The organism is Micromonospora sp. DT43 (genome assembly GCF_049841645.1).
Lineage (GTDB): Bacteria > Actinomycetota > Actinomycetes > Mycobacteriales > Micromonosporaceae > Micromonospora.
Window position 1 is genome coordinate 46603 of the sequence record NZ_JBNCKR010000012.1, and the last position, 24848, is coordinate 71450.

General features: G+C 72.4%; 25 protein-coding genes. 14 read left to right on the plus strand and 11 right to left on the minus strand.

Features of this window, described 5'->3' with window-relative positions; genetic code table 11:
- Positions 1-155 precede the first annotated feature (155 nt).
- The 4 genes from ACLQ26_RS24870 (at position 156) to ACLQ26_RS24885 (ending at position 5843) form a co-directional block, all read left to right on the plus strand.
- Positions 156-293, plus strand: a complete 138-nt coding sequence (locus ACLQ26_RS24870) for a hypothetical protein (RefSeq protein WP_007454215.1) — start codon at positions 156-158, stop codon at positions 291-293.
- 343 nt (positions 294-636) lie between these two features.
- Complete coding sequence (locus ACLQ26_RS24875) at positions 637-3339, plus strand: LppU/SCO3897 family protein (protein WP_425746728.1); 2703 nt, start codon at positions 637-639, stop codon at positions 3337-3339.
- Positions 3340-3426: 87 nt separating this feature from the next.
- A complete protein-coding gene (locus ACLQ26_RS24880) occupies positions 3427-3813 on the plus strand; it encodes a hypothetical protein (RefSeq protein WP_425746729.1) in 387 nt (128 codons plus the stop codon).
- 191 nt (positions 3814-4004) lie between these two features.
- On the plus strand, positions 4005-5843 hold the full coding sequence (locus ACLQ26_RS24885; protein ID WP_425746730.1) for an NHL domain-containing thioredoxin family protein: 1839 nt from the start codon (positions 4005-4007) through the stop codon (positions 5841-5843).
- Between the two features lie 46 nt (positions 5844-5889).
- Here the strand turns inward: ACLQ26_RS24885 and ACLQ26_RS24890 are convergent, their stop codons facing one another.
- Genes ACLQ26_RS24890 through ACLQ26_RS24900 form a run of 3 tightly spaced genes read right to left on the minus strand, consistent with a single transcriptional unit; the run spans position 5890 to position 8130 of the window.
- Entirely contained in the window at positions 5890-6642 is a 753-nt protein-coding gene (locus ACLQ26_RS24890; RefSeq protein WP_425746731.1) for a LamB/YcsF family protein, read from the minus strand.
- Positions 6626-7489 carry a biotin-dependent carboxyltransferase family protein gene (locus ACLQ26_RS24895; protein ID WP_425746732.1) on the minus strand — a complete coding sequence of 288 codons (864 nt, stop codon included), beginning with the start codon at positions 7487-7489 and terminating at the stop codon, positions 6626-6628. Before ACLQ26_RS24895 ends, ACLQ26_RS24890 begins: the two co-directional genes overlap by 17 nt.
- Entirely contained in the window at positions 7486-8130 is a 645-nt protein-coding gene (locus ACLQ26_RS24900) for a 5-oxoprolinase subunit B family protein (RefSeq protein ID WP_425746733.1), read from the minus strand. The genes ACLQ26_RS24895 and ACLQ26_RS24900 overlap by 4 nt, the downstream gene beginning before the upstream one ends.
- A gap of 107 nt (positions 8131-8237) precedes the next feature.
- On the opposite strand from ACLQ26_RS24900, the gene trhA reads away from it, so the two are divergent.
- The gene (trhA, locus tag ACLQ26_RS24905) at positions 8238-8915 is read left to right on the plus strand and encodes a PAQR family membrane homeostasis protein TrhA (protein ID WP_393290717.1); all 678 of its coding nucleotides are present in this window, start codon (positions 8238-8240) and stop codon (positions 8913-8915) included.
- A gap of 69 nt (positions 8916-8984) precedes the next feature.
- On the opposite strand, the gene ACLQ26_RS24910 is transcribed toward trhA, so the two are convergent.
- Positions 8985-9272: a DUF6458 family protein gene (locus tag ACLQ26_RS24910; RefSeq protein WP_425746734.1), complete on the minus strand. Its 288-nt coding sequence runs from the start codon at positions 9270-9272 to the stop codon at positions 8985-8987.
- A gap of 113 nt (positions 9273-9385) precedes the next feature.
- Here ACLQ26_RS24910 and ACLQ26_RS24915 point away from each other — a divergent pair, with 113 nt between their 5' ends.
- A complete protein-coding gene (locus ACLQ26_RS24915) occupies positions 9386-9925 on the plus strand; it encodes a SixA phosphatase family protein (protein ID WP_425746735.1) in 540 nt (179 codons plus the stop codon).
- Between the two features lie 48 nt (positions 9926-9973).
- Here ACLQ26_RS24915 and ACLQ26_RS24920 read toward each other — a convergent pair whose 3' ends face one another.
- From ACLQ26_RS24920 to ACLQ26_RS24935, 4 genes are all read right to left on the minus strand, one after another.
- The gene (locus ACLQ26_RS24920) at positions 9974-10243 is read right to left on the minus strand and encodes a DUF6458 family protein (protein ID WP_007454197.1); all 270 of its coding nucleotides are present in this window, start codon (positions 10241-10243) and stop codon (positions 9974-9976) included.
- A 212-nt stretch (positions 10244-10455) separates the two neighbouring features.
- Positions 10456-12312 carry an acyl-CoA dehydrogenase gene (locus ACLQ26_RS24925; RefSeq protein WP_425746736.1) on the minus strand — a complete coding sequence of 619 codons (1857 nt, stop codon included), beginning with the start codon at positions 12310-12312 and terminating at the stop codon, positions 10456-10458.
- Positions 12313-12440: 128 nt separating this feature from the next.
- Positions 12441-13568: a PP2C family protein-serine/threonine phosphatase gene (locus tag ACLQ26_RS24930; protein ID WP_425746737.1), complete on the minus strand. Its 1128-nt coding sequence runs from the start codon at positions 13566-13568 to the stop codon at positions 12441-12443.
- Positions 13569-13669: 101 nt separating this feature from the next.
- Positions 13670-14302, minus strand: a complete 633-nt coding sequence (locus tag ACLQ26_RS24935) for a septal ring lytic transglycosylase RlpA family protein (RefSeq protein ID WP_425746738.1) — start codon at positions 14300-14302, stop codon at positions 13670-13672.
- A gap of 186 nt (positions 14303-14488) precedes the next feature.
- On the opposite strand from ACLQ26_RS24935, the gene ACLQ26_RS24940 reads away from it, so the two are divergent.
- The 3 genes from ACLQ26_RS24940 to ACLQ26_RS24950 are packed head-to-tail and all read left to right on the plus strand — an operon-like array spanning position 14489 to position 16624.
- Positions 14489-15040: a phosphoribosyltransferase family protein gene (locus tag ACLQ26_RS24940; RefSeq protein ID WP_425746739.1), complete on the plus strand. Its 552-nt coding sequence runs from the start codon at positions 14489-14491 to the stop codon at positions 15038-15040.
- 33 nt (positions 15041-15073) lie between these two features.
- Positions 15074-16135 (plus strand): questin oxidase family protein, encoded by a 1062-nt coding sequence (locus ACLQ26_RS24945; RefSeq protein ID WP_425746740.1) that lies wholly within the window; start codon positions 15074-15076, stop codon positions 16133-16135.
- Positions 16136-16192: 57 nt separating this feature from the next.
- Positions 16193-16624 (plus strand): ASCH domain-containing protein, encoded by a 432-nt coding sequence (locus ACLQ26_RS24950; protein WP_425746741.1) that lies wholly within the window; start codon positions 16193-16195, stop codon positions 16622-16624.
- A 127-nt stretch (positions 16625-16751) separates the two neighbouring features.
- On the opposite strand, the gene ACLQ26_RS24955 is transcribed toward ACLQ26_RS24950, so the two are convergent.
- On the minus strand, positions 16752-17630 hold the full coding sequence (locus ACLQ26_RS24955; RefSeq protein WP_425746742.1) for an LLM class flavin-dependent oxidoreductase: 879 nt from the start codon (positions 17628-17630) through the stop codon (positions 16752-16754).
- A 127-nt stretch (positions 17631-17757) separates the two neighbouring features.
- Between ACLQ26_RS24955 and ACLQ26_RS24960 the strand changes: the two genes are divergently transcribed.
- From ACLQ26_RS24960 to ACLQ26_RS24970, 3 genes are all read left to right on the plus strand, one after another.
- A complete protein-coding gene (locus ACLQ26_RS24960) occupies positions 17758-17952 on the plus strand; it encodes a hypothetical protein (protein ID WP_425746743.1) in 195 nt (64 codons plus the stop codon).
- A 115-nt stretch (positions 17953-18067) separates the two neighbouring features.
- A complete protein-coding gene (locus ACLQ26_RS24965) occupies positions 18068-18772 on the plus strand; it encodes a dihydrofolate reductase family protein (protein ID WP_425746744.1) in 705 nt (234 codons plus the stop codon).
- Between the two features lie 10 nt (positions 18773-18782).
- The gene (locus ACLQ26_RS24970) at positions 18783-19427 is read left to right on the plus strand and encodes a dihydrofolate reductase family protein (protein ID WP_425746745.1); all 645 of its coding nucleotides are present in this window, start codon (positions 18783-18785) and stop codon (positions 19425-19427) included.
- A 6-nt stretch (positions 19428-19433) separates the two neighbouring features.
- Here ACLQ26_RS24970 and ACLQ26_RS24975 read toward each other — a convergent pair whose 3' ends face one another.
- On the minus strand, positions 19434-19799 hold the full coding sequence (locus ACLQ26_RS24975) for a VOC family protein (RefSeq protein WP_425746746.1): 366 nt from the start codon (positions 19797-19799) through the stop codon (positions 19434-19436).
- Positions 19800-19918: 119 nt separating this feature from the next.
- Between ACLQ26_RS24975 and ACLQ26_RS24980 the strand changes: the two genes are divergently transcribed.
- Complete coding sequence (locus tag ACLQ26_RS24980) at positions 19919-20863, plus strand: ATP-binding cassette domain-containing protein (protein ID WP_425746747.1); 945 nt, start codon at positions 19919-19921, stop codon at positions 20861-20863.
- Positions 20860-21609 (plus strand): ABC transporter permease, encoded by a 750-nt coding sequence (locus tag ACLQ26_RS24985; RefSeq protein WP_425746748.1) that lies wholly within the window; start codon positions 20860-20862, stop codon positions 21607-21609. The genes ACLQ26_RS24980 and ACLQ26_RS24985 overlap by 4 nt, the downstream gene beginning before the upstream one ends.
- Here ACLQ26_RS24985 and ACLQ26_RS24990 read toward each other — a convergent pair.
- Positions 21593-24730 carry a BTAD domain-containing putative transcriptional regulator gene (locus ACLQ26_RS24990; RefSeq protein ID WP_425746864.1) on the minus strand — a complete coding sequence of 1046 codons (3138 nt, stop codon included), beginning with the start codon at positions 24728-24730 and terminating at the stop codon, positions 21593-21595. The two genes, ACLQ26_RS24985 and ACLQ26_RS24990, sit on opposite strands and share 17 nt — an antisense overlap.
- Positions 24731-24848: the final 118 nt, after the last annotated feature.

Here is a 24848-nt window from a genome sequence, read left to right on the forward strand (position 1 = left end):
GTTGGGCGACGAAACCGTCGGCCACGAACCCTGTTGACCTTTGATTGTTAGGCCAGTGTCTCAGCTCACCTAATAATCGATGGAAGTTGGCCGCGTTCTGCTGTTGAATAGACGCATCAGGGGCCGACAACCGAATAGCCAGGGGGACCCAAGCCATGAGCATGATCGAGCGAATCCGCAACCACCGCGACGCCAACCGCCGCGCCCGTGCCATCGAGCACGCGCTGCGCTCGGCCAACTCGCCGGCCGTTCGCGAGGAACTCCTCGTCATCGCCCAGCGTCACATGAGCTGACGCTCCACGACATTCCGCACCTCCTCCAGATCGATGGCCCACCCGGCTCCCCGGGTGGGCCATCGGCGTTCCGCCAGCACCTGACACCGGGATTCCGCCCTGCCGCAGCGCCCGGTACGGTGGGCTTCGGTCGCCGCCCACCGGCCCGGCCGACGCCGAGCCGATAGAAGCTGCTCGACACCACCCGGCGACGGGGAGTGACGACCGGTGCTCCTTGGACGCCGCGTGCGCCCAACGGATACGGTGCGGGGAGCCGGCACGGCGGTACGCCGGTGACGCCGGCAGCCATGCCGAGGAGACCGATCGGCACCGGCGGCCGACATGTGATGGAGGAGGCGCACCCATGACGTCCGAGGGCCCGCACCGCCCCGGCCAGGAGCCGGACGAGGTGTCACCGGGCGCCGGCGGACCGGCGTCGTACGGCGACCGCCCGGCGCAGCCGGACAACGGCTACGACGCCGCCGGCCCCGACCTGGGCTGGGCGCCCCCGCCACCGGCGCGGCCGAACTCGTCCGCCACCCCGGCCTGGGCGACCCAGTCCGAGCAGCAGCCGAACCCCGCCTGGGGTGCCGCCGCCGCACCGCAGCCCAGCGACCCGGCACAGCCCGCGTGGGCCACCGGCGGTGGCGCACCGGAGCAGGGGCAGCCCACCCCGTGGACTCCCCCGCAGCAGGGCTGGACGCCACCCGAGCAGGCCGCGCCCGCCTGGTCCGCCGGTTCCGCCGAGCAGCCCGACTGGGCGCAGGCCCAGCCGGCCGCCCGGGGCGCAGCGCAGGTGCCCCCGGCCACCGCCACTTGGCCCGCCGCCCAGGACGACCCGTCCCGCTCCGGCGGATGGGCCGCCGGCGGCGCCCAGGACGACCCGTCCCGCTCCGGCGGATGGGCCGCTGGCGCGGCGCAGGCAAACCCGCCCGCCGCCGACTGGAACGCCGAGCCGGCACAGCCCGCCAGCCGAGCCGGCGCGGCCGGTCCGCAGGACGACCCCTCCGGGTCCGGTGGCTGGGCCGTCGGTGCCGCAGCCCGGGAGGACCAGCCCGTCTGGACGCCGGCCGAGCAGGCCCCCCAGACCTGGGGCCAACCCGCCGGGCAGACCGAGCAGCCGTCCCCCGCCTGGGGGCAGACCGAGCCGGCCAGCGCCCGTGGGGCGGCACAGGTCCCCACGCCGAACTGGAACGCGCAGGAGGAAGCTCCGCAACCCGGCGCATGGGGTGGCGCCGAAGGCCGCCCGCAGCAACCGGACTGGGTGCTCTCGCCGCAGGACCAGCCGGCCGAGCGTCCGGAACCGACCGCATGGCCCCAGGCCGAGCAGGCCGGCCCCGCGACCGCCCGGGCCAGCGTCAGCGTGCCCGGCAACGACGCGACGCCCGGCTGGGCCGCCGCCGGTCCGGACAACCCGCCGCAGGCCAGCTCCGGCGTCGCTGAGGTGCAGCCGTGGGCGCCGGGCGAGGTGTGGGGCCGCGCCGAGGCGGAGGCCTCCGCCCAGTCGCGCGGTGGCTGGGACGCCGACCGGGCCGACGAGCCGCCGATCTACCAGCCCGCGCCCGCGCCGGGGATCTCACCCGCCAACGCGGTGCCGCTGCCCCCGCAGGAGCAGCGCGTGCCGGGCGCCAGCCTCGCCGCCGCCCCGCCTGCCGACTACGCGCCCTCGACGCAGTACCCGCCGATCCCCGAGCAACCGGCGTACGCCGAGCGGGAGGCCCCGGACGCTGCCGCACCGTACGAGGCCGAACCGGCCGCCTGGGGCCGGGCCGAGGAGGCATCGGCGAGCGCCGCCGTGGTGCCTGCCCCGCGTACCTCCCCGGAGTCCGGAGCGGGCCGCGCGGTCGTACCGGTCTCGGACGCCGACTCGGCCGCCGGCGCGGCGGGCCGCGCCTCGGCGAGCGCCTCGGTACCGCTGGCCAGCCGGGTAATGCCTCCGGCCGACCAGGCGATGCGGCCGACAAGCGCCGCCACGCCACAACCCCGGGTGTACGGCCGCCCGACCCAACCCGAGCCGGACAACGAGCCGGAGCAGGCGGCCCTGGACGCGTTCCAGGCCGAGCCGAGCCCCGAGCGCCCGGGCATCCCCGACTGGCAGCAGGACGCCGGCCGCCAGGCCACGCCCGACTGGCAGCAGGCACCGGAGCGCCCGGCCACGCCCGACTGGCAACAGGACGCCGGCCGCCCCGGCGCACCCGACTGGCAGCAGGCACCGGAGCGCCCGGCCACGCCCGAGTGGCAGCAGGACGCCGGCCGCCCCGGCGCACCCGACTGGCAGCAGGCACCGGAGCGCCCGGCCACGCCGGACTGGCAGAACGGACCGGATCGGCAGGGCTTCCCCGGTTGGGGCGACGATTCGCCGTCCGAGCCGCAGTTCGACGATCGGGACCGCGCGTCGGCACCCAACGGGTTCGGCGAGCCCACCGCCGCGGCCGCGCCGCCGGCGTTCCCACCCGGAGTTCCCTCCTTCGTCGACGCGCCCGGCAACAACCGGCCCGTGAACGGGGTTCGACCGCAGTCCGGCGGTGACCGCCCGGCCGACCGCTTCGGGGCACCGGCCACGGGCGCCGCCGCGGTGGGCAGCGCGCCGAGCTTCGGTGAGCAGGCGCCGGGCGGGCAGTTCCCGGCCTTCCCGCCGCCGCAGCAGCCGGTGCCGTCCTGGGGCCAGGAGGCCACCGAGTCGGACCAGGGGCGGTTCGACGCGTTCAAGCCGGACGCGGAAGAGCCCAAGGTGGAGGCGCCGGCGCCGAAGGTGCGCAACGGGCGGGTCCTGGCCGCGGTGCTGGTCGCCGCCGTGCTCATCCTGGCGGTGCCGCTCGGCCTGCTGATGCTGCTCGGCAAGTTCGGCGGTGGAGACGACTCGAAGGCCTTCGACCCGGCGGTCGGCACCTGTGTGAAGCAGGTCGGCCAGGGCGCGTCGGCGGTGAACTGCGGCGAGGCGGGCGCGTTCACTGTCGTATCCAAGGTGGACGCGAAGGAGAAGTGCGCCGACCCGGCTCAGCCCCACGTGGTGCTGCCCGGCGAGGGCACCAACCGGGTGCTCTGCCTCAAGCCGGCCACCAAGTAGACCCACCGACAGCGGGGCCACGGGCAACACCGTGGCCCCGCTGTCGTCGTTCCCCGCCGCTTCACCGAACTCGGGCACAATCCGCTTGTGGAACGCGAACTGGCGGTGGCGCTGGAGCTGATCCTGTCCGATCTCGAAGCGCACGGCGGGGTGCAGCCCGACCTTCGTGACGAACCGTGGCGAGACGACGCCCATACCGCCAGCGCCTTTCTCTACGCTGCCGATGGCTCTGGCCAGGGAGTCTCGGTCGACCTTGGCCAACCGACCGTCACCCAGCTCGTCACGCTCGCCGACCAGGTTCAGGAGTGGGCGATCGAGGCGCTGTGGTCACTGGGCCGTGCCACCAATTGGCCACCCTGTCCCGAGCATCCGGAGAGTCACCCTCTGACGCCTGTGGTACGCACCGGCCGAGCCGTCTGGGTCTGTCCAACCCTGGCAACCGAGATCAGCGAGGTGGGCTCGCTCGGCCGCTGACCACCCGGTCCGGCCTTCGAGTGGTCAACAGATGCCTGCGCAGGCTCGTCGTCGCCTCCTTGATCGGTGGCAGCTGAGCAACTCGACACGCCGAGCATCGCGTTGCTAAGCCGTCAACGATCACCGTGGCCGGCTGCCCTGTCGTCCGGGTCACGGGGGCCGGGCCTGCGGGGCGTGGCAGGCTGACAGGCATGGGAACGACAGCGCGCGTACGGGCACCGGAGCTACGGGGCCGGCAGTGGCTCAACACCGGCGGCAAGGACCTGACCCTGCAGGATCTGCGCGGAAAGATCGTCCTCGCTGACTTTTGGACCTTCTGCTGCATCAACTGCCTGCATGTGCTCGACGAGCTGCGGCCACTGGAGGAGAAGTACGGCGACGTGCTCGTCGTGATCGGCGTGCACTCGCCGAAGTTCGAGCACGAGAAGGACGCCGACGCGCTTGTCGCGGCCGTCGAGCGGTACGGCGTGCACCACCCCGTACTCGACGATCCCGAGCTGGACATGTGGCAGCAGTACGCGGCCCGGGCCTGGCCGACCCTGTCGGTGATCGACCCCGAGGGTTATGTGGTGGCCACCATGGCCGGCGAGGGCCACGCCGAGGGGCTGGCCCGGCTGATCGACGAGCTGATCGCCACCCACGAGGCGAAGGGCACTCTGCACCGGGGCACCGGCCCGTACGTCCCGCCGCCAGCCCCGGAGACGGCGCTGCGCTTCCCGGGCAAGGCGGTGTTGCTGCCGGACGGCAACCTGCTGGTTTCCGACTCGGCCCGGCACTCCCTGGTCGAGGTGGCCCCGGACGGCGAGACGCCGGTACGCCGGATCGGCTCGGGCGAGCGGGGTCGGGCCGACGGGCCGGCCGAAGCGGCGACGTTCTCCGAGCCGCAGGGCCTCTGCCTGCTGCCCACGCACGTCGCCGAGGTCGCCGGTTACGACCTGGTGGTCGCCGACACCGTGAACCACCTCCTGCGCGGCGTACGGCTGGGGTCCGGTGAGGTGGTCACCGTGGCCGGCAGCGGCCGGCAGTGGCGGGCCTCGGTCGACGACCACGCGCACGACGCGCTCTCCGTGGACCTGTCCTCACCGTGGGACCTGGCCTGGTACGACGACAAGCTGATCATCGCGATGGCGGGCATCCACCAGCTCTGGTGGTTCGACCCGATCAAGCGGACCGCCGGCATGTACGCGGGCACCACCGTGGAGGCGCTGCGCGACGGCCCGCTCGCCGAGGCGTGGATGGCGCAGCCGTCGGGGCTGTCCGTCTCCGCCGACGGCGTCCGGCTCTGGATCGCCGACAGCGAGACCAGTGCCGTCCGGTACGTCGAGAACGGTGTTCTGGGCACCGCCGTCGGGCAGGGGCTCTTCGACTTCGGGCACGTGGACGGGCCGGCCGAGTCGGCGCTGCTCCAGCACCCGCTGGGGGTGTGCGCGCTGCCGGACGGGTCGGTGCTGATCGCGGACACCTACAACGGCGCGGTGCGGCGCTTCGACCCGGCCACCGGCCAGGTGTCCACGGTCGCGGACGGGCTGGCCGAGCCGAGCGACCTGGTGCTCACCCCGGCCGGTGAGGTGCTGGTGGTGGAGTCCGCCGCGCACCGCCTGACCCGGCTGGCGCCCGGCGCGCTGTCGGCGGCGGGTGCGAGCACCGTGGACGGCCCTCGGCACCGCACCGAACGGAAGCCGACCGACGTGGCGGCGGGCGAGGTCACCCTGGACATCGTCTTCACACCCGCGCCGGGGCAGAAGCTGGACGAGACGTACGGGCCGTCGACCCGGCTGGTGGTCTCCGCGTCCCCGCCGGAGCTGCTGCTGGAGGGCGCCGGCACCGGCACCGAGCTGTCCCGTCGGCTGGTGCTCAACAGCGAGGCGACCGGCGGTATTTTGCAGGTGACCGCGCAGGCGGCGACCTGCGACGCGGACGTCGAGCACGCGGCCTGCCACCTGACCCGGCAGGACTGGGGCGTACCGGTGCGGGTGGTCGACGGGGCAGCGTCCCGGCTTCCGCTGGTCCTGCGCGGCCTCGACGCCTGACCGGCCCCGCGGCCTCGACGCCTGACCGGCACTGCGGGCTCGGCGCCTAGGCGGCGAACGGGGCGAGCGGGACGTCGGCGTCGATCAGGGAGGCGCGGACCAGCTCGGTGGCGGAGACCGCCCCCGGTGTGTCCCCGTGTACGCAGATCGACTCCACCGGGCAGGGGATGACGGTGCCGTCCACCGCCACGACGGTCCGTTCGGTGGCCATCCGTACCGCCCGGGTGGCCACCTCCTCCGGATCGGTGATCAGCGCGCCGGGTGCGCCGCGCGGCACCAGCGAGCCGTTGGGCAGGTAGCCGCGGTCGGCGAAGGCCTCGGCGACCACCGGTAGCCCCGCGCCGACGGCGAGCTGGGCGAGCGTCGAGCCGGGCAGGCAGAGCACGGGCATTTCGGGGTCGTGGCCGCTGACGGCGGCGACCACCGCCGCCGCCTGGGACTCGTCGGTGGCGGCCGCGTGGTAGAGCGCCCCGTGCGGCTTGAGGTAGCGGACCCGGGTGCGGAAGAGCCGGCAGAACGCGTCAAGCGCGCCCAACTGGTAGGTGATCTCGTCGCGCAGTTCGGCGAAGTCGTATGCGATGCGCCGCCGGCCGAAGCCGGCCAGGTCCCGGTAGCCGACCTGCGCGCCCACCACGACGCCGCGTTTCGCCGCGCCCTCGCAGACCCTCCGCATGGTGGACGGGTCTCCGCCGTGGAAGCCACAGGCGACGTTTGCGGAGGTCACCAGGGCCAGCAGCGCGTCGTCGTCACCGAGTCGCCAGATGCCGAATCCTTCGCCCAGGTCAGCGTTGAGGTCCATGAAATCTGACGGTAGTACCTGGCCGGGCCTGCGCGAGCGGGGTCACGTCGGTGACCACCCCGATGACCGGGTAACCGCCGGTGGTCGGATGGTCGGCGAGGAAGATCAGGGGTTGGCCGTCCGCCGGCACCTGGATCGCGCCGAGCACGATGCCCTCGCTGGGCAGTTCGCCGGCGACCGCGCGGGGCAGGGCCGCGCCGGCGAGCCGCGCGCCGACCCGGTTGCTGACCGGGCTGACGGTGTACGGGGTGCCGAACAGCAGGCCGAGCGCGTACGGGGTGAACCAGTCGTCGCGGGGGCCGAGGCGCACGCTCAGGCGCAGTTCGGGTGCGGGTGGCGGGCCGACTGTCACGTCCACCGGGGCGGGTTCGGCCAGCGGCACGCCCAGCGGCAGCCGGTCGCCGTCGCGCAGCACGGGTGGGCCGAGCCCGGCGAGGGTGTCGGTGGCACGGCTCCCGAGCACCGGCGGCACGTCGATCCCACCGGCCACGGCGAGCCAACTCCGTACGCCCCGACGGGCGGGGCCGACGCGCAGCACGGTCCCGGCCGGCACGGTGAGCGGACGGCCGGTGTCGCCCGGACGGTCGCCGGCCCGCACCGCCACCTCGGCGCCGGTGATCGCCACGGTGGCGGCGTGGGTCAGCCGCAGCGTGCAGCCGGTCAGCGTGATCTCCAGGCCGGCGGCCTGCTCGGGATTGCCGACCAGCCGGTTGGCGAGCCGCAGGGCGGTCGGGTCGAGGGCCCCGGAACGGGGTACGCCGAGGTGCGCCCAGCCGGGTCGGCCCAGATCCTGCACTGTGGTGAGCGCACCCGCGCGGAGCACCTCGATCTCGGCCGGACGGGTCATGTCGCCACCATCCGGACCCGGGTGCCGGGGCCGAGTCGGGCGGGCGGGTCGACGTCGACGTCGAAGAGGGGCAGGTCGGTGCGGCCGACCAGCAACCAGCCGCCGGGGGACGCGCTCGGGTAGATGCCCGCGTACGGGCCGGCGAGGGCGACCGAGCCGGCCGGCACCCGGGGGCGGGGGGTGGGCAGCCGGGGCAGCGCCAGGTCGGCGGGGAGCCCGGTCAGGTACGGAAAACCGGGGGCGAACCCGCAGAACGCGACCCGGAACCGGGTGCCGCTCAGGCGGCGCAGCACGGCCGGCACGTCGACGTCCCAGTGCTCGGCGACGAGGGGCAAATCCGGCCCGTCGAACTCCACCGGAACGACAACCTCCCCGCGCGCAGTGGAGGCGGCGGCAGTGACGGCGGCGGTGACCGCGGGTGCCCAGCGGGACAGCAGGTCGGCTGTGCCGGCGGGGTCGGGCAGGCCGTCGAGCAGGACGGTACGGGCCGCCGGCACGATCTCGACGGCGCTCAGGTCGCCCTGCTCGCGGCGGCGCCACAACTCTGCCCGCCACGCTTCGACAAGGGCCGCCTCGGGGATGTCGGCCGGGGTGGTGCAGTCGAGCAGCAGGGCGTGCACACCGACGGGTCGGATCCGCATCGGCTCATCCTCGCCGATGCCGTACCCGCATGGTGTTCACGGTGACGGTGCGCGGTGTCACCAGTCTGACTACTTGAAAGTAACCTACGGTGCCGTAACCTGATGCTGTGACCACCTCCGCCCCGCTTCGCCTGAAGCCGGTCGACATCGGCAAGCCCCGGATGCGCGGCTGGCTGCACACGTACGCCTTCTTCGTGGCCGTGGTCTGCGGCATCGTGCTCTGCTCGATCGCCGCCACCCGACCGGGTTGGGCACCCCTGGTGAGCTGCGCCATCTACAGCCTGACGGTCTGCGGGCTGTTCGGCACCAGCGCCCTGTACCACCGTCGCGTGTGGTCGGAGCGCGGCTACCAGGTGATGCGCCGGATGGACCACTGCATGATCTTCGTGTTCATCGCCGGCACGTACACCCCGCTCTGCGCCATGTTGCTCTCGACCCGGCAGGCCACTGTGATGCTGGCCCTGGTCTGGGGTGGCGCACTGGCCGGTGTGGCGCTCAAGGTGATCTGGCCGCACGCGCCGCGCTGGGTCTCGGCACCGCTCTACCTGGCGCTCGGTTGGGTGGCGGTGGCCATGCTGCCGCAGATCCTGCACGGCGGAGGTGTCGCGGCGCTGGTGCTGCTGATCACCGGTGGGGCCATCTACAGCGTCGGCGCGGTCTTCTACGCGCTGCGCCGCCCCAACCCGTGGCCCACGGTCTTCGGCCACCACGAGTTCTTCCACGCGTGCACGCTGCTGGCGGCGCTGTGCCACCACATCGCGATCTACTTCGCGCTGTTCGCCTGAGGCCGACCGCCACACACGCGAGCCGGGGCCCCGCCACGCTGCGGGACCCCGGAGTGTGCGCGTGCGGGATCAGACCGGGCGGCCCGGCCGACGCACCTCGCGGTACTCCTGCATGACCTGGTCGCCCTGGACCGGCACCACCCGGTCGGCCACCACACGCTCCTCGCGGACCGGGGCGGCGACCACCGTACGGCGGCGGCTGTTCCAGAAGTAGAGGGTGGTGAGCAGGCCGGCCACGCCGGCGAGCATCAACACCCAGCCGACCACGGCCAGGTCCAGCCAACCCAGGTCGGCTTCCACGGCGAACGCGAAGATCGCGCCCAGCGCGATCAGGAAGATGCTGCCACCAATGCCCATGTCTCGCTCCTCGGCTCTAACCTGGCGTACGGCCCGCCGCGGCCGTTGGTAGGGGGTGCGGCATCCCTGGACTTACCCCGGCAGGGAGATCGCCAATCGGGCAAGCTGGTGGCATGACGGACAGCCACGTCGAGACGCGGACACTGGTGTTGCTCCGGCACGCGAAGGCCGAGCAGGGCGACGAGGGCACGGATGACGCCGGGCGCACGCTCAGCGCTCGCGGGGAGGCCGACGCGGCGGCGGCCGGCGCCTGGTTGGCCCACCACGATCTGCTGCCCGACGTGGTGATCTGCTCTACCGCACGGCGCACCCGGCAGACCTGGCACGGGGTGGCGATGGGGATGGCCGGTTCACCGCCGGAGGGTGGGCCGACAGGTCCCCGCCCGACCGTCCGCTACGAGCCCGGCGCGTACGACGCCCACCCCGAGGAACTGCTGGCGCTGGTCCGCACCGCCGATCCGACGGCTCGGGTCGTGCTGCTGATCGCCCACAATCCGGGCGTCTCGCTGCTGTCGGCGTTTCTCGACCCGGAGACGTCTGACGATGAGGGTTTACGGACCGCCGAGCTGGCCGTGCACCGCGGGGCGGCCACCTGGACCCAGTGGGGCCGAGGCGGGGCGCCTGTCGCGCAGCGGCACACGGCACGCGGCTGAGCCACCCGCCGGGCGCGACGGGTGGCTCAGGCGTACCTGCTCAGGCGATCAGGAGGGTGGCGCGGTCGGCGGCGGCGGGTCCGGCGGCGGTGGCATCATCGCCGTCGGATGAGACAGCCGGTTCTCCTCGACGATGAGGGTCCGGGCCCGCTTGCGCCGGTCCTGCCAGAACCAGAGGGTGGTCAGCAGCACGGCCAGTCCGGCCAGGATGAACACCCAGCCGACCGCGCGCAGGTCTATCCACCAGACGTTTGCCCTGATAGCGAAGGTCATGATCGCGCCGAGCGCGATGAGAAAGATGCCGCTTCCTACACCCATGTGCGCTGCACTCCCCCGTGCGGTGGCTCTGGGCGTTCCCTTTCGAGGTCACGCGACGGTTACCCGCCACGTCGCCTACCTACCCGACCCGGCTCGCCCAATGCCGCCACCGGGTGCGGAGCCGGCGACGGCCGGCGGGACAGGTGCCCGCCGGCCGTCGGTGCGGGTGCCGGGTGGTGCGACCCGGAACCTTCGGGTGTGCCGTGGCACGGTCAGAAGGCCTCCTCCGGGAGGTCCATGATGTCGAGGTCGGCGCCCTCGATGATCCGCCGGTCGGCGCCGATGCGCGGCAGCACCTCGCGGGCGAAGAATCGGGCAGCGGCCACCTTGCCGGTGTAGAACGCCTTGTCGGTGGCGGAGACGTCGCCGGCCAGCGCCTTGAGGGCGACGTCGGCCTGCTTCTGCAGGAGCCAACCCACGACCAGGTCACCGATCGCCAGCAGGAACCGCCGGCTGCTCAGGCCGACCTTGTAGAGGGCGCGGGTGTCGCCACCCTGCGCCTCACCCAGCCAGCCGGTCAGCACACCGAGGATGTTCTGGATCTCGGCGAGCGCCTTGCCGAGCGCCGCCCGCTCCTCCTTGAGCTGGCCGTTGCCCGCCTCGGAGGAGATGAACTCCTGGATCTCGCCGGAGACCGCCAGCAGCGCCTTGCCGTTGTCCCGGACGATCTTGCGGAAGATCAGGTCCAGGCTCTGGATGGCAGTGGTGCCCTCGTACAGAGTGTCGATCTTGGCGTCCCGGACGTACTGCTCCAGCGGGTAGTCCTGAAGGAAGCCGGAGCCGCCGAAGGTCTGCAGGGCCTCGTGCCCGAGCATCTCGTACGCCCGCTCCGAGCCGACACCCTTGACCAGCGGCAGGAGCAGGTCGTTGACCCGCTTGGCCAGCTTGGTGGCCTTCTCGTCGCCGGCAGCCTCGGCGATGGCCACCCGGTCCTGCCAGGTGGCGGTGTAGAGGACCAGAGCACGAAGACCCTCGGCGTACGACTTCTGCAGCAGCAGGGAGCGGCGCACGTCCGGGTGGTGGGTGATGGTGACCCGGGGGGCGGTCTTGTCCGCCTGCTGGATCAGGTCGGCGCCCTGCACCCGGTTCTTCGCGTACTCCAGGGCGTTGAGGTAGCCGGTGGAGAGGGTGGCGATCGCCTTGGTGCCGACCATCATCCGGGCGTACTCGATGATCATGAACATCTGTCGGATGCCGTCGTGCTTGTCGCCCAGCAGCCAGCCCTTGGCCGGTACGCCATGCTCGCCGAAGGTCACCTCGCAGGTGTTGGAGACCTTCAGGCCCATCTTGTGCTCGACGTTCGTGGCGTAGACGCCGTTGCGCTCGCCCAGCTCGCCGGTGGTCTCGTCGAAGTGGAACTTGGGCACCACGAAGAGGGACAGACCCTTGGTGCCGGGGCCGCCGACACCCTCCACGCCCACCGGGCGAGCCAGCACGTAGTGGACGATGTTGTCGCTCAGGTCGTGCTCGCCCGAGGTGATGAACCGCTTGACGCCCTCGATGTGCCAGGTGCCGTCCGGCTGCTGGATGGCGCGGGTGCGGCCGGCGCCGACGTCCGAGCCGGCGTCCGGCTCGGTGAGCACCATGGTGGAGCCCCACTGCTTGTCGATGAAGAGCTTCGCCCAGCCCTTCTGCCGCTCGGTGCCCTCGACGTGCAGCACGTGCGCGAAGGACGGGCCGGAGGCGTACATCCAGACGGGCGCGTTCGAGCCGAGCACCAGCTCGGCGAGGGCCCACCAGAGGGCGCGCGGCGCGTTGGTGCCACCCAGCGCGGGCGGCAGGTCCAGCCGCCAGAACTCGGAGTCCATGAACGCCTGGTACGACTTCTTGAACGACTCCGGCAGCGGGGCGGTGTGCGTGGCCGGGTCGAAGACGGGCGGGTTGCGGTCGCTGTCCGTGTAGCTGGCGGCCAGGTCCTCGCGGGCGAGACGGTCCACCTCGGCGAGGAAGCTCCGGGCGGTGTCGGTGTCGAGTTCCGAGTACGGCTCCTGGCCGAACGCCCGGTCCGCCCCGAAGACCTCGAACAGGTTGAACTCGAGGTCCCGAAGGTTGCTCTTGTAGTGGGTCATGCTCGCTGGCCCCGCTTCCGGACAGGTGTTACCGATCAGTAACCCCGACTGTATTACTCGCGGGTAGGCAGCGACAAGCCGATGACCCAAGTGACGGCGATTACACAGTTCCGCGCCGCCGCCCCGGCTCAGCTCTCGGCGGCGCCGACCTCCCAGCTCGGGACGGCCGATGTCGCGCCCGTGCGGGCACCGACGTACTCCATCAGGACCAGGGCGATGTCGTCGTCCAGGTGCCCGTGCACCCACTCCACGAGGGCCGTCTCCAGGGAGGCGAGCCCGTCGGCTACCGTCCCGTGCCCGAGCAGCCGCCACGCCCGGTCGGCGGTGGGGAAAAACTCGCCGTCCCGCCGGGCCTCGCCGAGACCGTCGGTGAACAGCAGCAGGCGGTCGCCGGGCTCCAGGCGTTCCACGCGGGGGCGTACCACAGGCATGAATCCGAGTGGCGGCGCCGGCGCCGGCGGCTCCAGCGGGATCACCGCGCCCCGGCGCAGCAGCAGCGGCGACGGGTGCCCGCAGTTGACGATCGTGAGCGTCCCGCCCCGCTCCTCCACCAGCGCGGCGGTCACGAAGTCCTCGTCGCCGACGTTGCGGGCCACCGCACGGTCCAGGTCGGCGACGACGGCGCGCAGGTCGGCCCGCTCGTAGGCCACGTGCCGGTACGAGCCCAGGACGATGCTGGCCAGACGGACCGCGTCCAGGCCCTTGCCACGGACGTCACCGATGATCATGCGGACGCCGTACGGAGTGTCGATCGCCTCGTAGAGGTCGCCGCCGATCTCGGCCGTGGCGGTGGAGGAGATGTAGCGCCCGGCCACCGAGAGCATGCCGACCTGCGGCCCGAGCGGGCGCAGCACCGCCTGCTGGGCCACCGAGGCGAGCTTGGTCAACTCGGCGATCTGCTCCGCCTGCCGCTGGCGTATCGAGGCCACCGCCACGGCGAGCCCGCTCGCGAGCGCCACACCGACCACGTTCACCGATGTCACAAGCATCATCTTCGGGTCGACCAGGGCGAAGCCCACCCCGATCAGGGTCGCCACGGCACCGACACCCAGCACCACCCGCCAGGCTGCCAGGGCGGCAGCCAGGAGCGGGGCGGCCGCCAGAAGCGCGATGTAGTGCGCCCGACGGCCGTCGGCCGCCTCCAGCGCCGAGACGATCGCGAGCAGGACGAGGGCCGCGCCGAGGCCGGCGCGGGATCCGGGGCTCAGCGGGCTACGGCCCGACTGGAGGAGTCGCGTGGGTACGAGGGACAGCATGCCTGATCCACGTGAACCGGTGAATGAACCTGGCCCGTCGTCCGAGGGTGTTCTGTCCGGCCGGCCCAGGCTCGCGGCCGGATCGGCGCTCCCGGCTGCGCTCAGCCGAGGACCTCGTAGCGGACGGTGAGCGCACCGACGTCGGTCGAGGCGATGGTCGCGAACGCGGCGCGGGACAGGTCCAGGCAGCGACCGTCGATGAACGGGCCACGGTCGTTGATCCGCACGACTACCGACTTGCCACTGCTCGGGTTGGTCACCCGAACCCTGGTGTTGAACGGCAGCGTCTTGTGCGCGGCGGTCAACTCGTTCGGGTTGAACGACTCGCCGTTGGCGGTGAGCTGCCCGTCGGAGTAGAAGGAGGCGCCACACGAGCCGCTCTCCAGCACCTTCGCCGCCGGCGTGGTCTTCTTCGCGGTCGGGCGCGGCTTCGGCGCCGCGGTGCGGGCCTTGCCCCGGGAGGCGGCCTGCGCCGATCGGCTGGCGGACGGGCTGGCCGTCGCGCTCGGCGAGGCGCTGGCGCTCGGGGATGCGGTCGGAGAGCTGGGGGCGAGGCTGGCGGGGGCGGTGGCCGGGGTGAGATCGAGAGCCGCCTGGTTCGACTGCCCGGAGCCCGAGGTCAGCTGGACGGCGCCGACGGTGCCACCGACGGCGAGGGCGACGCCGATCGCCGCGGTGGCCGCGATGCCCGCCGGAGAGGAGAAGATGCGGGTACGGGAGTGCCTGCCTACCACCGGCCGGTCCTTTCGTCGATTGAACAAACCGGGTCGGACCGTAACGAGAGAAGCACTTCCGACGTCAACGTGATCATGGTGTTATGCCCGTATTTGCCATAGTACGTGTAGCCGATCATCCGAGCCCGGGTGGGTCGACCGGCCCGGGTGGGGACGCGTCGAGCACCCGTACCGCACGATGGACCGATGCCCGCTGAGCTGACCGAACGCCTGGCCGCCCTGTTCCGCTGGATCGACCCCGGCCCGGACGCCAGTCACCTGGTCAGCGACATCTCCGGCTGGTGGCGCGACCCCACAGTGCTCGCCGAACTGGGACCGGCCCTGGTGGCCCCGTACCGGGCCGCCCGACCGACAGTGGTGCTCGCCCCGGCGGTCACCGGCCTGCTGCTCGGGCCACTGGCCGCCACCGCCCTCGGGGTCGGCTTCGTGGCCGCACACAAGCCCGGCGACGGCAGGTTGCCGGCCGGCCCGCTCACCTGGGCGCAGAGCCCGCCGGACTACCGGGGCCGGCGGGTCGACCTGGCCGTCCGGGACCGGCACCTCGGCCCCGACGACCGGGTCCTGGTCGTGGACGACTGGGTACGCACCGGCGCGCAGCTGCACGCCCTCTACGACATCTGCGCCACGCGCGGCGCGCAGGTGCTCGGGACCGCAGTGGTGGCCGTCGACTGCCCGCCCGAGACCGCCACCGCGCTGCGGATCACCGGCCTGATCTCCGGCGCGGATCTGCAGGCTTGACCTGAAGCCCGCTTCACCTTCGACGATCGACGCATGAGCGACGGAATCCTCGACGAGGCGTACGACCGACTGCACCGAACCGGCCCCGAATACGAGGGCTGGCTCTCCAACCACGGTCCGATGGCCGTCGAGGCGCTGGCCCGGCACGGGCACGGGCAACGGGTGCACCGCTGGCTGGACGACTACCTCAGCCGGCTCGACGAGCTGCCCCGCGGGTTGCGCCCGATCGACGACTGGCGGACGGCGCTGGGCGACGCGAAGCGGGCCGGTGACTGGCTGGCGTACTTCGACAGGCACCTGCGCGAGCAGCCGTGGCGGGACGTGCTCGGCACCTGGTGGCCCCGACTGCTGCCCGGCATCGCCGCCGGCGCCACGCACGGGGTGATCCGGGTCGGGCACGCCGTACACGCCCTGCACCTGCACGACGAGAGCCCGCAACGGCTCACCGAGCTGGGCCAGGCCCTCGGCTACTGGGCCGCTCGCTGGCAGCCGGTCCCTGGCGCCGACCGGTTGCTCGCCGCCGCCACGTCGGGCTCACCCGACGCCCACCCGGACGCCACGGGACCGGACGTGGCCGCCGCGCTGGCCGGGCTGCCCCGGATCGACAACCAGACCGGGGGCATCCGGGAGCGGCTGGGCCGGCTGGTGGGCGTACCCCGATGGGAACCGGCGCTCGCGGCGCTGCGCCCCGCCCGGACGCCGACCGAGGCGGAGGACGGGCTCGCCGCGCTGGTGCGTCGTGCCGGCCTCGACTACCTGCGCTACGGGCACGCCGAGCCGATCATGCTGGTGCACGCGGTCACCGCGCCGACAGCCGTGCTGCGTACCCTGCCGGCACTGGACCGGGCGCTGTGGGCGCCGAGCCTCGCCGCGGCCTGGGCCGCGACGGCGGCCGTGACCTCGGTGTACGCCCCGACCGACGGGATCGCGCCGCCGTCGGTGGCCGCCGGGACCCCGGCGGAGGTCTTCGCCCGCGCGGCCCGGCACGGCGACGCGCACGTGGTCAAGCTCGCCGACGCGGTCCTCGACGCGCACGCCGCCAGCGGTGACAAGCGGCTGCTCGACACCGCGGGCTACGCCGTGCAGCTGATCTGAGCTGCGCCGGCCGAATTACGGCGGCGGCGCCGGCCGCGCTGGCCTAGCCTCGGCAGGATGTGGCCTCGGATCGGTGGTCTGCGCACACTCGCCCTCGGCACCCCCGGCGAACTGCGGGCGACCCTCAACACCCTGGTGCTGGCCGGCGTGAAGACCGCGACGGCCGGCCGACTCGCCGAGTACGCGGAAGAGGGCGAGGAGTTGGAGGAGGTCGGCGAACGGCTCGCGCTTGTCGACGACAACGACGCGCTGGCCGGCCTCGTGGAGATCACCGGCGTCGATGTCGTCCGCTTCGGCGACGTGCCCTGGGAGTTCGCCCGCGCCGAGGGCGAGGGTGACCGCTCGATCGAGGAGTGGCGGGCGGGGCACTCGGCCTACTGGGCGCGGCTCGGCAGTCCCGTCGACGACGACACCCCGATCGTCTGCCTGCGCCTGCGGCTGGTATCCGGCGGCGAGGGCGGCGTGGCAAGCGGCGACCTCGGCACCTGAGCCCTCGCCACCCGCGCGTGGCCGCCGCTCGGCGCGGCACCTCAGGCGCGCAGCTCGGGCCTGGCCGCCGTCTGGCGCACTGCCTCAGGCGCGCAGCTCGGGCCTGGCCGCTGTTTGGCGCACTGCCTCAGGCGCGCAGCTCGGGCAGGAGTCGCGTCGCCACGTCGGCCAGGACGGCCTCGTCGCCCGCGTACCAACTGCTCGCCCTCGGCCAGTGCGTCACCACATCCGTGAAGCCGAGCTCGGCGGCCCGGCCAACCTGGTCCGCGAAGAACTGTGCGCTGCTGAGGGAGAACACCGGCGCCGCGTCCATCGACAGGTAGCGGTCCAGCGTCGCCGGGTCACGGCCGGCCTCGTCCAGCGTCCGGTCCATCCGCTCCGACAGCGCCGACACCGTGCCCCACCAGCCCTCCACGTCGTCGGCTTCGGTGCCGGTGGTCACCCAACCCTGACCGAACCGGGCCACCAGCCGCATCGACCGTGGACCGTTCGCGGCGACCACGAACGGCACCCGGGGCTGCTGCACGCAACCGGGGTTGTTGCGGGCGTCCACCGCGGCGAACCACTCACCACGCCAGGTCGTGCCGTCCTCCCGCAGGATCAGGTCCAGCAGTTCGGTGAACTCGGCGAACCGGTCGACCCGCTGCCGTGGCGGCAACGTCTCGCCGCCGAGCACCGCCGAGTCGAAGCCGATGCCACCCGCGCCCAGCCCCAGCAGCAGCCGGCCGTCCGAGACGTCGTCGAGCGTGGTGATCTGCCGGGCGAACACGGCCGGGTGCCGGAAGTTCGGCGACGCCACGAGCGTCCCCAGCCGAATCCGGGACGTCACAGTCGCGGCGGCGGTCAGCGTCCCCATCGAGTCGAACCAGGGGCCGTCGACCAGGTCCCGCCAACCCAGATGGTCGTACGTCCAGGCGTGGTCGAAGCCCCACTCGTCGGCCTGCCGCCAGCGACGCTGCGACTCCGCCCACCGCTGGTCCGGCAGGATCACGATGCCAATCCGCATGATCGCCAGCCTAACCGCGCCCGGTACACGCGCACGGGGAGCGCGGCGGCGATACGCCCGGCGCGCCGCGCGGATACGCCGACGCTGCGGGGCATCACGGACGCCGGGCCTTCGCTACGGTTCGGCAGTGGACCCACGATCACGGCGGGCCGACACGGCACGAGTCCTGGGCACCGTGTCGCTGGTTGCCGGCTTCCTGACGACGCTGCTCACCATGTCGTCCGGCAGCGGCGGGCTCCAACCGCAGCTCCTGGCCACCTTCCTCATCCTGACCGGCATCGGTCTGCGGATCGAGGCGGCGATCGTCGACCGCAGGTCGTAGCCCTCTCGGCGTGACTCAGGTCACAGTTGGTCGTGGTAGGGGCGTCCCGATCGGCTCCGACCTCCCTGCGAGCAGGCACCCGCTTGGTGCCGCCCGAGGAGAGGGAAGAAGCGACATGACGAAGGTGACCGCACAGCTGTCGGTGTCGGTGGACGGGTTCTACGCCGGCCCGCTGTTCGACGGCGACGGCGACTGGACGGACTCGGCCGAGGCTGCCGGGTTCTTCCGGGTCACCCGCTGGGCGACCGACGCCGTGGCGTGGCGCGAGCGACAGGGCTTCGCCGGAGGCGAGCAGGACGCCAACTCCGACGTGATCGCCGAGACGTTCGGCGCCGCCGGCGCGTACGTCATGGGCCGGCGGATGGCCGACGGCGGCGAGGTGCCCTGGGGCGAGGAGCCGCCGTTCCGCGCGCCGGTCTTCGTCGTCACGCACCGACCCCGCGAAACCCTCCTACGCGGCGGCGGCACCAGCTTCACCTACGTCACCGACGGCGTGACCAGTGCCGTCGAGCAGGCGCGCGCGGCGGCCGGCGGCCGGAACGTCGCGGTGGCCGGAGGCGGCAGCCTGGTGCGGCAGGTGCTCAAGGCCGGCCTGCTCGACGAGTTGGAGCTGCACGTCGTACCGGTCGTGCTCGGCACCGGGCTGCGGCTGCTCGACGCGGACCTCGACCTCGGCGACAAGGAGGCCATCGAGCTGACGCCGACCCGGGTCATCCCCACCCCGCAGGTCACCCACATCCGGTACGAGGTGAGCGGTCGTGCCCCGCTCGTGCTCGACGACCGGGGCAGTGGCGGCGGCCCGACGACGACCACTAACTGAAGGAGACGCCATGCCGCAGCTGTTGCGGGTGCAGTGCTTCAACGTTTCACGCGACGGGTTCGGCACCGGAGAGGGGCAGAGCCTGGAACGGCCCTTCGGCCACGCCGACCCCACCGCGCTGTTCTCCTGGCGTTCCGCCACCGCCAGCTTCGTGTACCGCACCGAGCCGGGCGGCACCCGCGGCCTCGACGACTACCTGACCCGCGACGCCGAGTGCAACATCGGGGCGGAGATCATGGGTCGCAACAAGTTCGGCCCCCAGCGCGGCCCCTGGGAGAATCACGAGTGGCAGGGCTGGTGGGGGGACAATCCGCCGTTCCACACGCCTGTCTTCGTGCTCACCCATCACCTACGCCCGTCGTTCACGCTCGCCGACACCACGTTCCACTTCCTCGACGCCAGCCCCGCCGAGGCACTGGCCCGGGCGAAGCAGGCGGCCGACGGTCGGGACGTACGCCTCGGGGGTGGGGTGGCCGTCATCCGCGCGTTCCTCGATGCCGACCTGGTCGACACGATGCACATCGCCGTCGCCCCCGTCGACCTCCACCGGGGCGAGCGGCTGTGGGACGACCACCGCGAGCTGCTCGACCGCTTCCACCTGGAGTCGTTGCCCAGTCCCAGTGGCGTCACCCATCTGCTGTTCTGGAGACGATGACCGCCGCTACAGGCGGGACAGCACCAGCAGCCGGTTGCCGTCCGGGTCGGTGACCCGGGCGGACCGCTCACCCCAGGGCTGGTCCACCGGCTCCTCGGTGACCGTCGCGCCGCCCGCACGTAGGGCGTCCACGGCCGCGTCGCAGTCGTCGGCGTACACGCACAACTCCCAACGACGCGAGAGGGCAGGGTCGCCGGCATGGGGGTCGGCGGCCAGGCCCAGCTCACTGCTGCCCAGCCGCAGGGCGACGAACTCCGGCTCGCCGTCCTCGGGAAACCGGTAGGTCAGGTCGAAGCCCACGACGTCCCGGTAGAACGCGATCAACCGCGGCAGGTCGGACGTCGTCACGATGGGAAAGGCCTCGGTGAACACACGACCACCTCCTGGTCGGACCCTAATCGCTACGGCGAGGGAACCACAGCGACAGGCGTCAGTGGTCGTGTCACGGCCGTGTCAGTCCGGTGACAGGCCAGCTCTCAATAGTTGTCCGCATGACGAGTTCAGCGATTGCGGTCTCCGGCTTGCGGAAGGCCTACAAGGACAAGGTCGTGCTCGACGGCATCGACCTGGAGGTCCAGGCGGGCACGATCTTCTCCCTGCTCGGCCCGAACGGGGCGGGTAAGACGACAACTGTGAACGTGCTGACCACGTTGGTGAAGGCCGACGGCGGGTCGGTTCGGGTGGCCGGGCACGATGTCGCGACCGAGGCCAAGGCCGTCCGGGCGGCCATCGGAGTCACCGGCCAGTTCGCGGCGGTGGACGAACTGCTGACCGGCCGGGAGAACCTCCAGCTCATGGTGGATCTGAGCGGGATACCGACAAGGGACGGCGGGCGGGTCGTCACGGAATTGCTGGAGCGGTTCGATCTGGCGGAATCGGCGCAGAAGCCGGCCGCCACCTACTCCGGCGGCATGCGCCGCAAGCTGGACCTGGCGATGACGCTTGTCGGCGACCCGCGGATCATCTTCCTCGACGAGCCGACGACGGGCCTGGATCCCCGCAGCCGCCGCACGATGTGGTCGATCATCCGCGACCTGGTCGCCGACGGTGTCACGATCTTCCTCACCACCCAGTACCTCGAGGAAGCCGACCAGCTCGCCGACCGGATCGCCGTCCTCGACCAGGGGCGTCTCGTCGCCCAGGGCACGCCCGACGAACTCAAGCGCCAGATCCCCGGCACGCACGTCCGGCTCCGGTTCACCACGGTCGCCGAACTCGACGCGGCCGCCCGGGTGCTGAGCGACTCCACGCGGGACGACGAGGCACTGGCCCTGCGGGTCCCCAGCGACGGCGGGACAGCCTCGCTGCGGGCCCTGCTGGACCGACTCGACGAGTACGCGATCAGCGCCGAAGGACTGTCCGTCCAGACGCCGGACCTCGATGACGTCTTCCTCGCCCTGACGGGCAACCGCACCCTGGAGGTTTCCGCGAAATGAGCACCAAGGCCCACTCGATCGTCATGCTGCGTCGCAACTTCAAGCACATCGCCCGGAACCCGACCTCGGTGTTCAACGCGGTGCTGATGCCCATCATCATCATGCTGATGTTCGTGTACATGTTCGGCGACGCCTTCAACGTCGGCGTCGACTACATCGACTACGCCACCCCGGGACTGATGCTGCTGGCCGTCTGCTACGGCCTCGGAGCCACCGCCACGGCCGTGAACTCGGACATGACCAAGGGCATCATCAACCGTTTCAAGGTCATGCACGTCTCCCGGGGCGCGGTGCTGACCGGCCACGTCGTCGCCAGCGTCCTGACCAACCTGGCCGCCATCGCGGCCCTCATCGGGGTGGCCTTCCTGCTCGGGTTCGACCCGTCGGCGAGCCTCCTCGACTGGCTCGGCGCCATCGGCGTCATCGTGCTGCTCGGTGTCGCCGCCGGTTGGCTCACGGTCGCCCTGGGACTGTCGGCCAAGTCGCCGGAAACGGCGGGGCTGGCCTCCGTGCCTCTGGTCATGCTGCCGTTCTTCAGCAGCGCGATCGTGCCGGCGGAGAAGATGGGACCCGGGCTGCGGGAGTTCGCCGAATATCAGCCCTTCACGCCGATCATCGAGACCCTGCGCGGGTTTCTCAACGGCACGCCGTCCACCGGCGACGTGATCCCCGCCCTCGCCTGGTGCGTCGCCATCGCCCTCGTCGGATACCTGTGGGCGCGTTCCACCTTCACGAAGCGAGCGTGACCGCGACCAGCTCACTCCAGTTCGTCCGAGTGCCTTCCAGCGCCGCCTCCGCGAATCTCCCTTCGCCGAGGCGGCGCCGCACTTCCTGCTCGATCCGGGCCACGTCCGGCTGGGAACGATCCGGCCGACCGCGCACGGCGGTGCTCGCCGCGAGCAGCCGGGCTGCCTGCTCATGCTGGTCGCGGCGCAGGGCCAGGTCCGCTACTCCGACCAGCACCTGCGCGATCGAGGGTGCGTGCCCCGTCTCGGCCGCCGCCTGACAAGCCGCGGAACGGTGCCGTCGCGCCTCGTCGAGATCGTCGGCGACGTAGCCGAGCAGGTCATGTGTCACGGAGCGGATGTGCGCCTGCTCGGCTTCGTCGCGCAGCAGGGCCGTCGCGACACCGACCTGCCGGGCCACCTCCTCGGCGTCCCCACGCCAGCGAGCGAGCTCCGCCTGCGACAGGGCGAGCACCGCCAACGCACCCGGCCACGTGACCCGTTCCGCGAACCGCCGCGCCTCGGCCACGGCGGCCGCGCTGGACTCCTCGTCGCCCAGCAACCAGTGCAGCTGAGCCTGCCGCGACCGCATCCGGATGATGTCCTCGACGGTGCCGACCTCGGTGACGACCGCGATCGCCTCTTCGTAGTGCCCGCACGCAACGGCGTAGTCGCCGCGGACGGCGATGAGCTCCGCCAACTCGGTGAGGGCGAACGAGATCCCGAACCGCTCGCCGAGAACCCGAAACTCGGCGAGCGCCGACTCGAGATACGCGTCCACGTCCCGGCCGTCCTGACCGAGGATGATCCGCATCTTGCCGAGCTGCAGCCGGGCCAGTGCGCGTACCCAGGGATCCTCGTCGTCCAGCAGCGGTTCCCACGCGGAGAGGACCGCGTCCGGAGCCCGCAACATGCGCTCCAGCGGGACGACGAGCGACGTACCGGGGTGCTTGCCAGGGCTGCGCTTACTGAACTCGTACGCCCGGTGGATCCACTCCGCGGCCTGGCGCTCGTCACCGGGCCCGGAGTTCAGGAAGAGCACGACGAGCGCGTACACGGTGGCGCGGACCTCGTCGGTGACCTCGCCCGGCGCTTCGGTGGCTGCCGTGATCAGCTCCATGCCCTCGGTCCGGTGGCCGCCGAGCCACCAGTACCAGCCGGCGCCCGCGGCCAGGCGCATCGCCGCGTACGCCTCGCCGGCCGCGAGCGCACCGCGCATAGCGGAGCGGATGTTGTCGTGCTCCACTTCGAGGGTGGCGAGCCATCTCACCTGGTCGGCGCGGCGCAGCTGCGGCTCCGCCGTCTCGGTGAGTTCGGTGAAGTAGGCGAGATGCCCCTGGCGTGCCAGATCCGATTCGCCCGCCTCGGCGAGCCGGTGCGCGGCGTACTCCTTGATCGTGCCGAGCATCCGGTAGCGCGGGGCCTCGTCACCCTCGGCGACCAGCAGCGACTTCTCGGTCAGCGCGGTCAGCAGGTCAAGCACCTCGTCCTGCTCGACCGTGTCGCCGGCGCAGACCCGTTCGGCCGCTTCCAGGCTCGCTCCGCCCAAGAACACCGCAAGCCTGCGTAGCACCACGCGTTCGGCCTCGGTCAGCAGTTCCCAGCTCCAGTCGACCACGGCTCGCAGCGTCCGGTGCCGGGGCAGCGCGGTGCGGCTGCCGCCGGTCAGCAGGCGGAACCGGTCGTCGAGCCGCGTGGCGAGTTGGTCGACGGACATGGTGCGCAACCTGGCCGCGGCCAGCTCGATCGCCAGCGGCATGCCGTCCAGAGCCCGACAGATGCGCGCCATCGTCGACGACGTGTGCGCGTCGACGGCCAGATCCCTGCGCACCGCGCCCGCCCGGTCCCGCAGCAGGCGGACGGCGGGAGACGACTCGATCTCGTCGGGGTCGGCGTCGGTGGCCGGCAGGAACAGCGGCGCGACCGGCCACAGCACCTCACCTGTGATGCCGAGCGGTTCCCTGCTCGTCGCGAGGATGCGCAGTCGCCGGCACTCCCCGAGCAGTCGATGGGCGAACGCCGCCGCCGACTCGATCACATGCTCGCAGTTGTCCAGGATCAGCAGCGCGTCCCGCTCGCGGATCGCGGCGACGAGCCGGTCGATCAGCTCCAAGCTCGGTGCCTCGCCGAGCAGAGCGTCCCGGAGCCCGAGCCCGGTAAGCGTCGCCTGCACCACGTCACCGTCCGCCCCGATCGCGGCGAGCTCCACCAGCCAGGCACCGTCGGGCAGGTCGTCGAGCATGCTGCGCGCGGTCTCCGTGGCCAGCCGGGTCTTCCCCGAGCCGCCGGGTCCGATCAGGGTCGTGAGCCGATGTACGGCGACGAGCGCGCCGACCTCGGCCACAGCTCCGTCCTTGCCGACGAAGCTGCTCAGCTCGGCCCGCAGATTGGTCCTGCGGTTCTCGCCGCGCCCTCCCACCTCGCCCCGCAGCAGCGCGACGTGCAACGCGGACAGCTCCGGCGAAGGGTCGACGCCCAGCGCGTCGGCAAGCGCCTCGCTCGTGCGCTGATACACGAGCAGGGCCTCCGTGTCCCGGCCGGTCGCGGCGAGAGCTCGCATCAACGCGAGGGCGAGCCGTTCACGCACCGGGTGCGCGGCCACCAGGTCGGTCAGCTCCGCGACCAGCTCCGGCCCGTGGCCGAGGATCGTCTCGACGTCGAAGCGGTCCTCCAGAGCGGTCAGGCGCAACCGCTCGAACCGGGTGACCGCAGCGTCGAACGCCATGCTGTCGGCCAGACCGATGTCCTGCATGGCCGCGCCGCGCCACAGGCCGAGGGCGTCACGAAGCCGTCGTACCCGCTGCGGGCCCTCGGCGTCGCGTGCCTGAGCGACGAGGCGTTCGAACCGTACGGCGTCGACGGCGTCGGGTTCCACAGTCAACCGGTAGCCGTCGGTCTGCCCCTCGATCACTTTGTCGGGCAGCACCTTCCGCAGCCGGGAAACCAGGCGGTGCAGGGCGTTCGTCGCATCGGAGGGCGGATTCTCACCCCAGATCCAGTCCACGAGAGTCACCTTCGGGACCACGTGGCCGGGGCTGAGCGCGAGAGCGGCAAGCAGTCCGCGCAACCGCGCGCCCGGCACGTCGGTCAGGACACCCTCGTCCGTACGAACCTCGAATGGTCCCAGCATCCCGACCTGCACCCGGCAGATCTTGCCATGCACGTGAGAAGCGTCCGCGTCGCCGAGGCCCGCACCGCACGGCCGACCCTCGGCTGCGTTCACACCGGCCCGCCCGAGCGCACCGGTTCGGACCCGGAGG

Coding starts and splice junctions, on each gene's coding strand:
- ACLQ26_RS24910 (WP_425746734.1), bottom strand. CDS start 9,272: ATGGGCATTGGTGGCAGCATCTTCCTGATCGCGCTGGGCGCGATCTTC.
- ACLQ26_RS24930 (WP_425746737.1), bottom strand. CDS start 13,568: ATGCTGTCCCTCGTACCCACGCGACTCCTCCAGTCGGGCCGTAGCCCG.
- ACLQ26_RS24885 (WP_425746730.1), top strand. CDS start 4,005: ATGGGAACGACAGCGCGCGTACGGGCACCGGAGCTACGGGGCCGGCAG.
- ACLQ26_RS24955 (WP_425746742.1), bottom strand. CDS start 17,630: ATGCGGATTGGCATCGTGATCCTGCCGGACCAGCGGTGGGCGGAGTCG.
- ACLQ26_RS24925 (WP_425746736.1), bottom strand. CDS start 12,312: ATGACCCACTACAAGAGCAACCTTCGGGACCTCGAGTTCAACCTGTTC.
- ACLQ26_RS24870 (WP_007454215.1), top strand. CDS start 156: ATGAGCATGATCGAGCGAATCCGCAACCACCGCGACGCCAACCGCCGC.
- ACLQ26_RS24985 (WP_425746748.1), top strand. CDS start 20,860: ATGAGCACCAAGGCCCACTCGATCGTCATGCTGCGTCGCAACTTCAAG.
- ACLQ26_RS24875 (WP_425746728.1), top strand. CDS start 637: ATGACGTCCGAGGGCCCGCACCGCCCCGGCCAGGAGCCGGACGAGGTG.
- ACLQ26_RS24980 (WP_425746747.1), top strand. CDS start 19,919: ATGACGAGTTCAGCGATTGCGGTCTCCGGCTTGCGGAAGGCCTACAAG.
- ACLQ26_RS24945 (WP_425746740.1), top strand. CDS start 15,074: ATGAGCGACGGAATCCTCGACGAGGCGTACGACCGACTGCACCGAACC.
- ACLQ26_RS24895 (WP_425746732.1), bottom strand. CDS start 7,489: ATGACCCGTCCGGCCGAGATCGAGGTGCTCCGCGCGGGTGCGCTCACC.
- ACLQ26_RS24890 (WP_425746731.1), bottom strand. CDS start 6,642: ATGGACCTCAACGCTGACCTGGGCGAAGGATTCGGCATCTGGCGACTC.
- ACLQ26_RS24950 (WP_425746741.1), top strand. CDS start 16,193: ATGTGGCCTCGGATCGGTGGTCTGCGCACACTCGCCCTCGGCACCCCC.
- ACLQ26_RS24970 (WP_425746745.1), top strand. CDS start 18,783: ATGCCGCAGCTGTTGCGGGTGCAGTGCTTCAACGTTTCACGCGACGGG.
- ACLQ26_RS24940 (WP_425746739.1), top strand. CDS start 14,489: ATGCCCGCTGAGCTGACCGAACGCCTGGCCGCCCTGTTCCGCTGGATC.
- ACLQ26_RS24920 (WP_007454197.1), bottom strand. CDS start 10,243: ATGGGTGTAGGAAGCGGCATCTTTCTCATCGCGCTCGGCGCGATCATG.
- ACLQ26_RS24915 (WP_425746735.1), top strand. CDS start 9,386: ATGACGGACAGCCACGTCGAGACGCGGACACTGGTGTTGCTCCGGCAC.
- ACLQ26_RS24900 (WP_425746733.1), bottom strand. CDS start 8,130: ATGCGGATCCGACCCGTCGGTGTGCACGCCCTGCTGCTCGACTGCACC.
- ACLQ26_RS24965 (WP_425746744.1), top strand. CDS start 18,068: ATGACGAAGGTGACCGCACAGCTGTCGGTGTCGGTGGACGGGTTCTAC.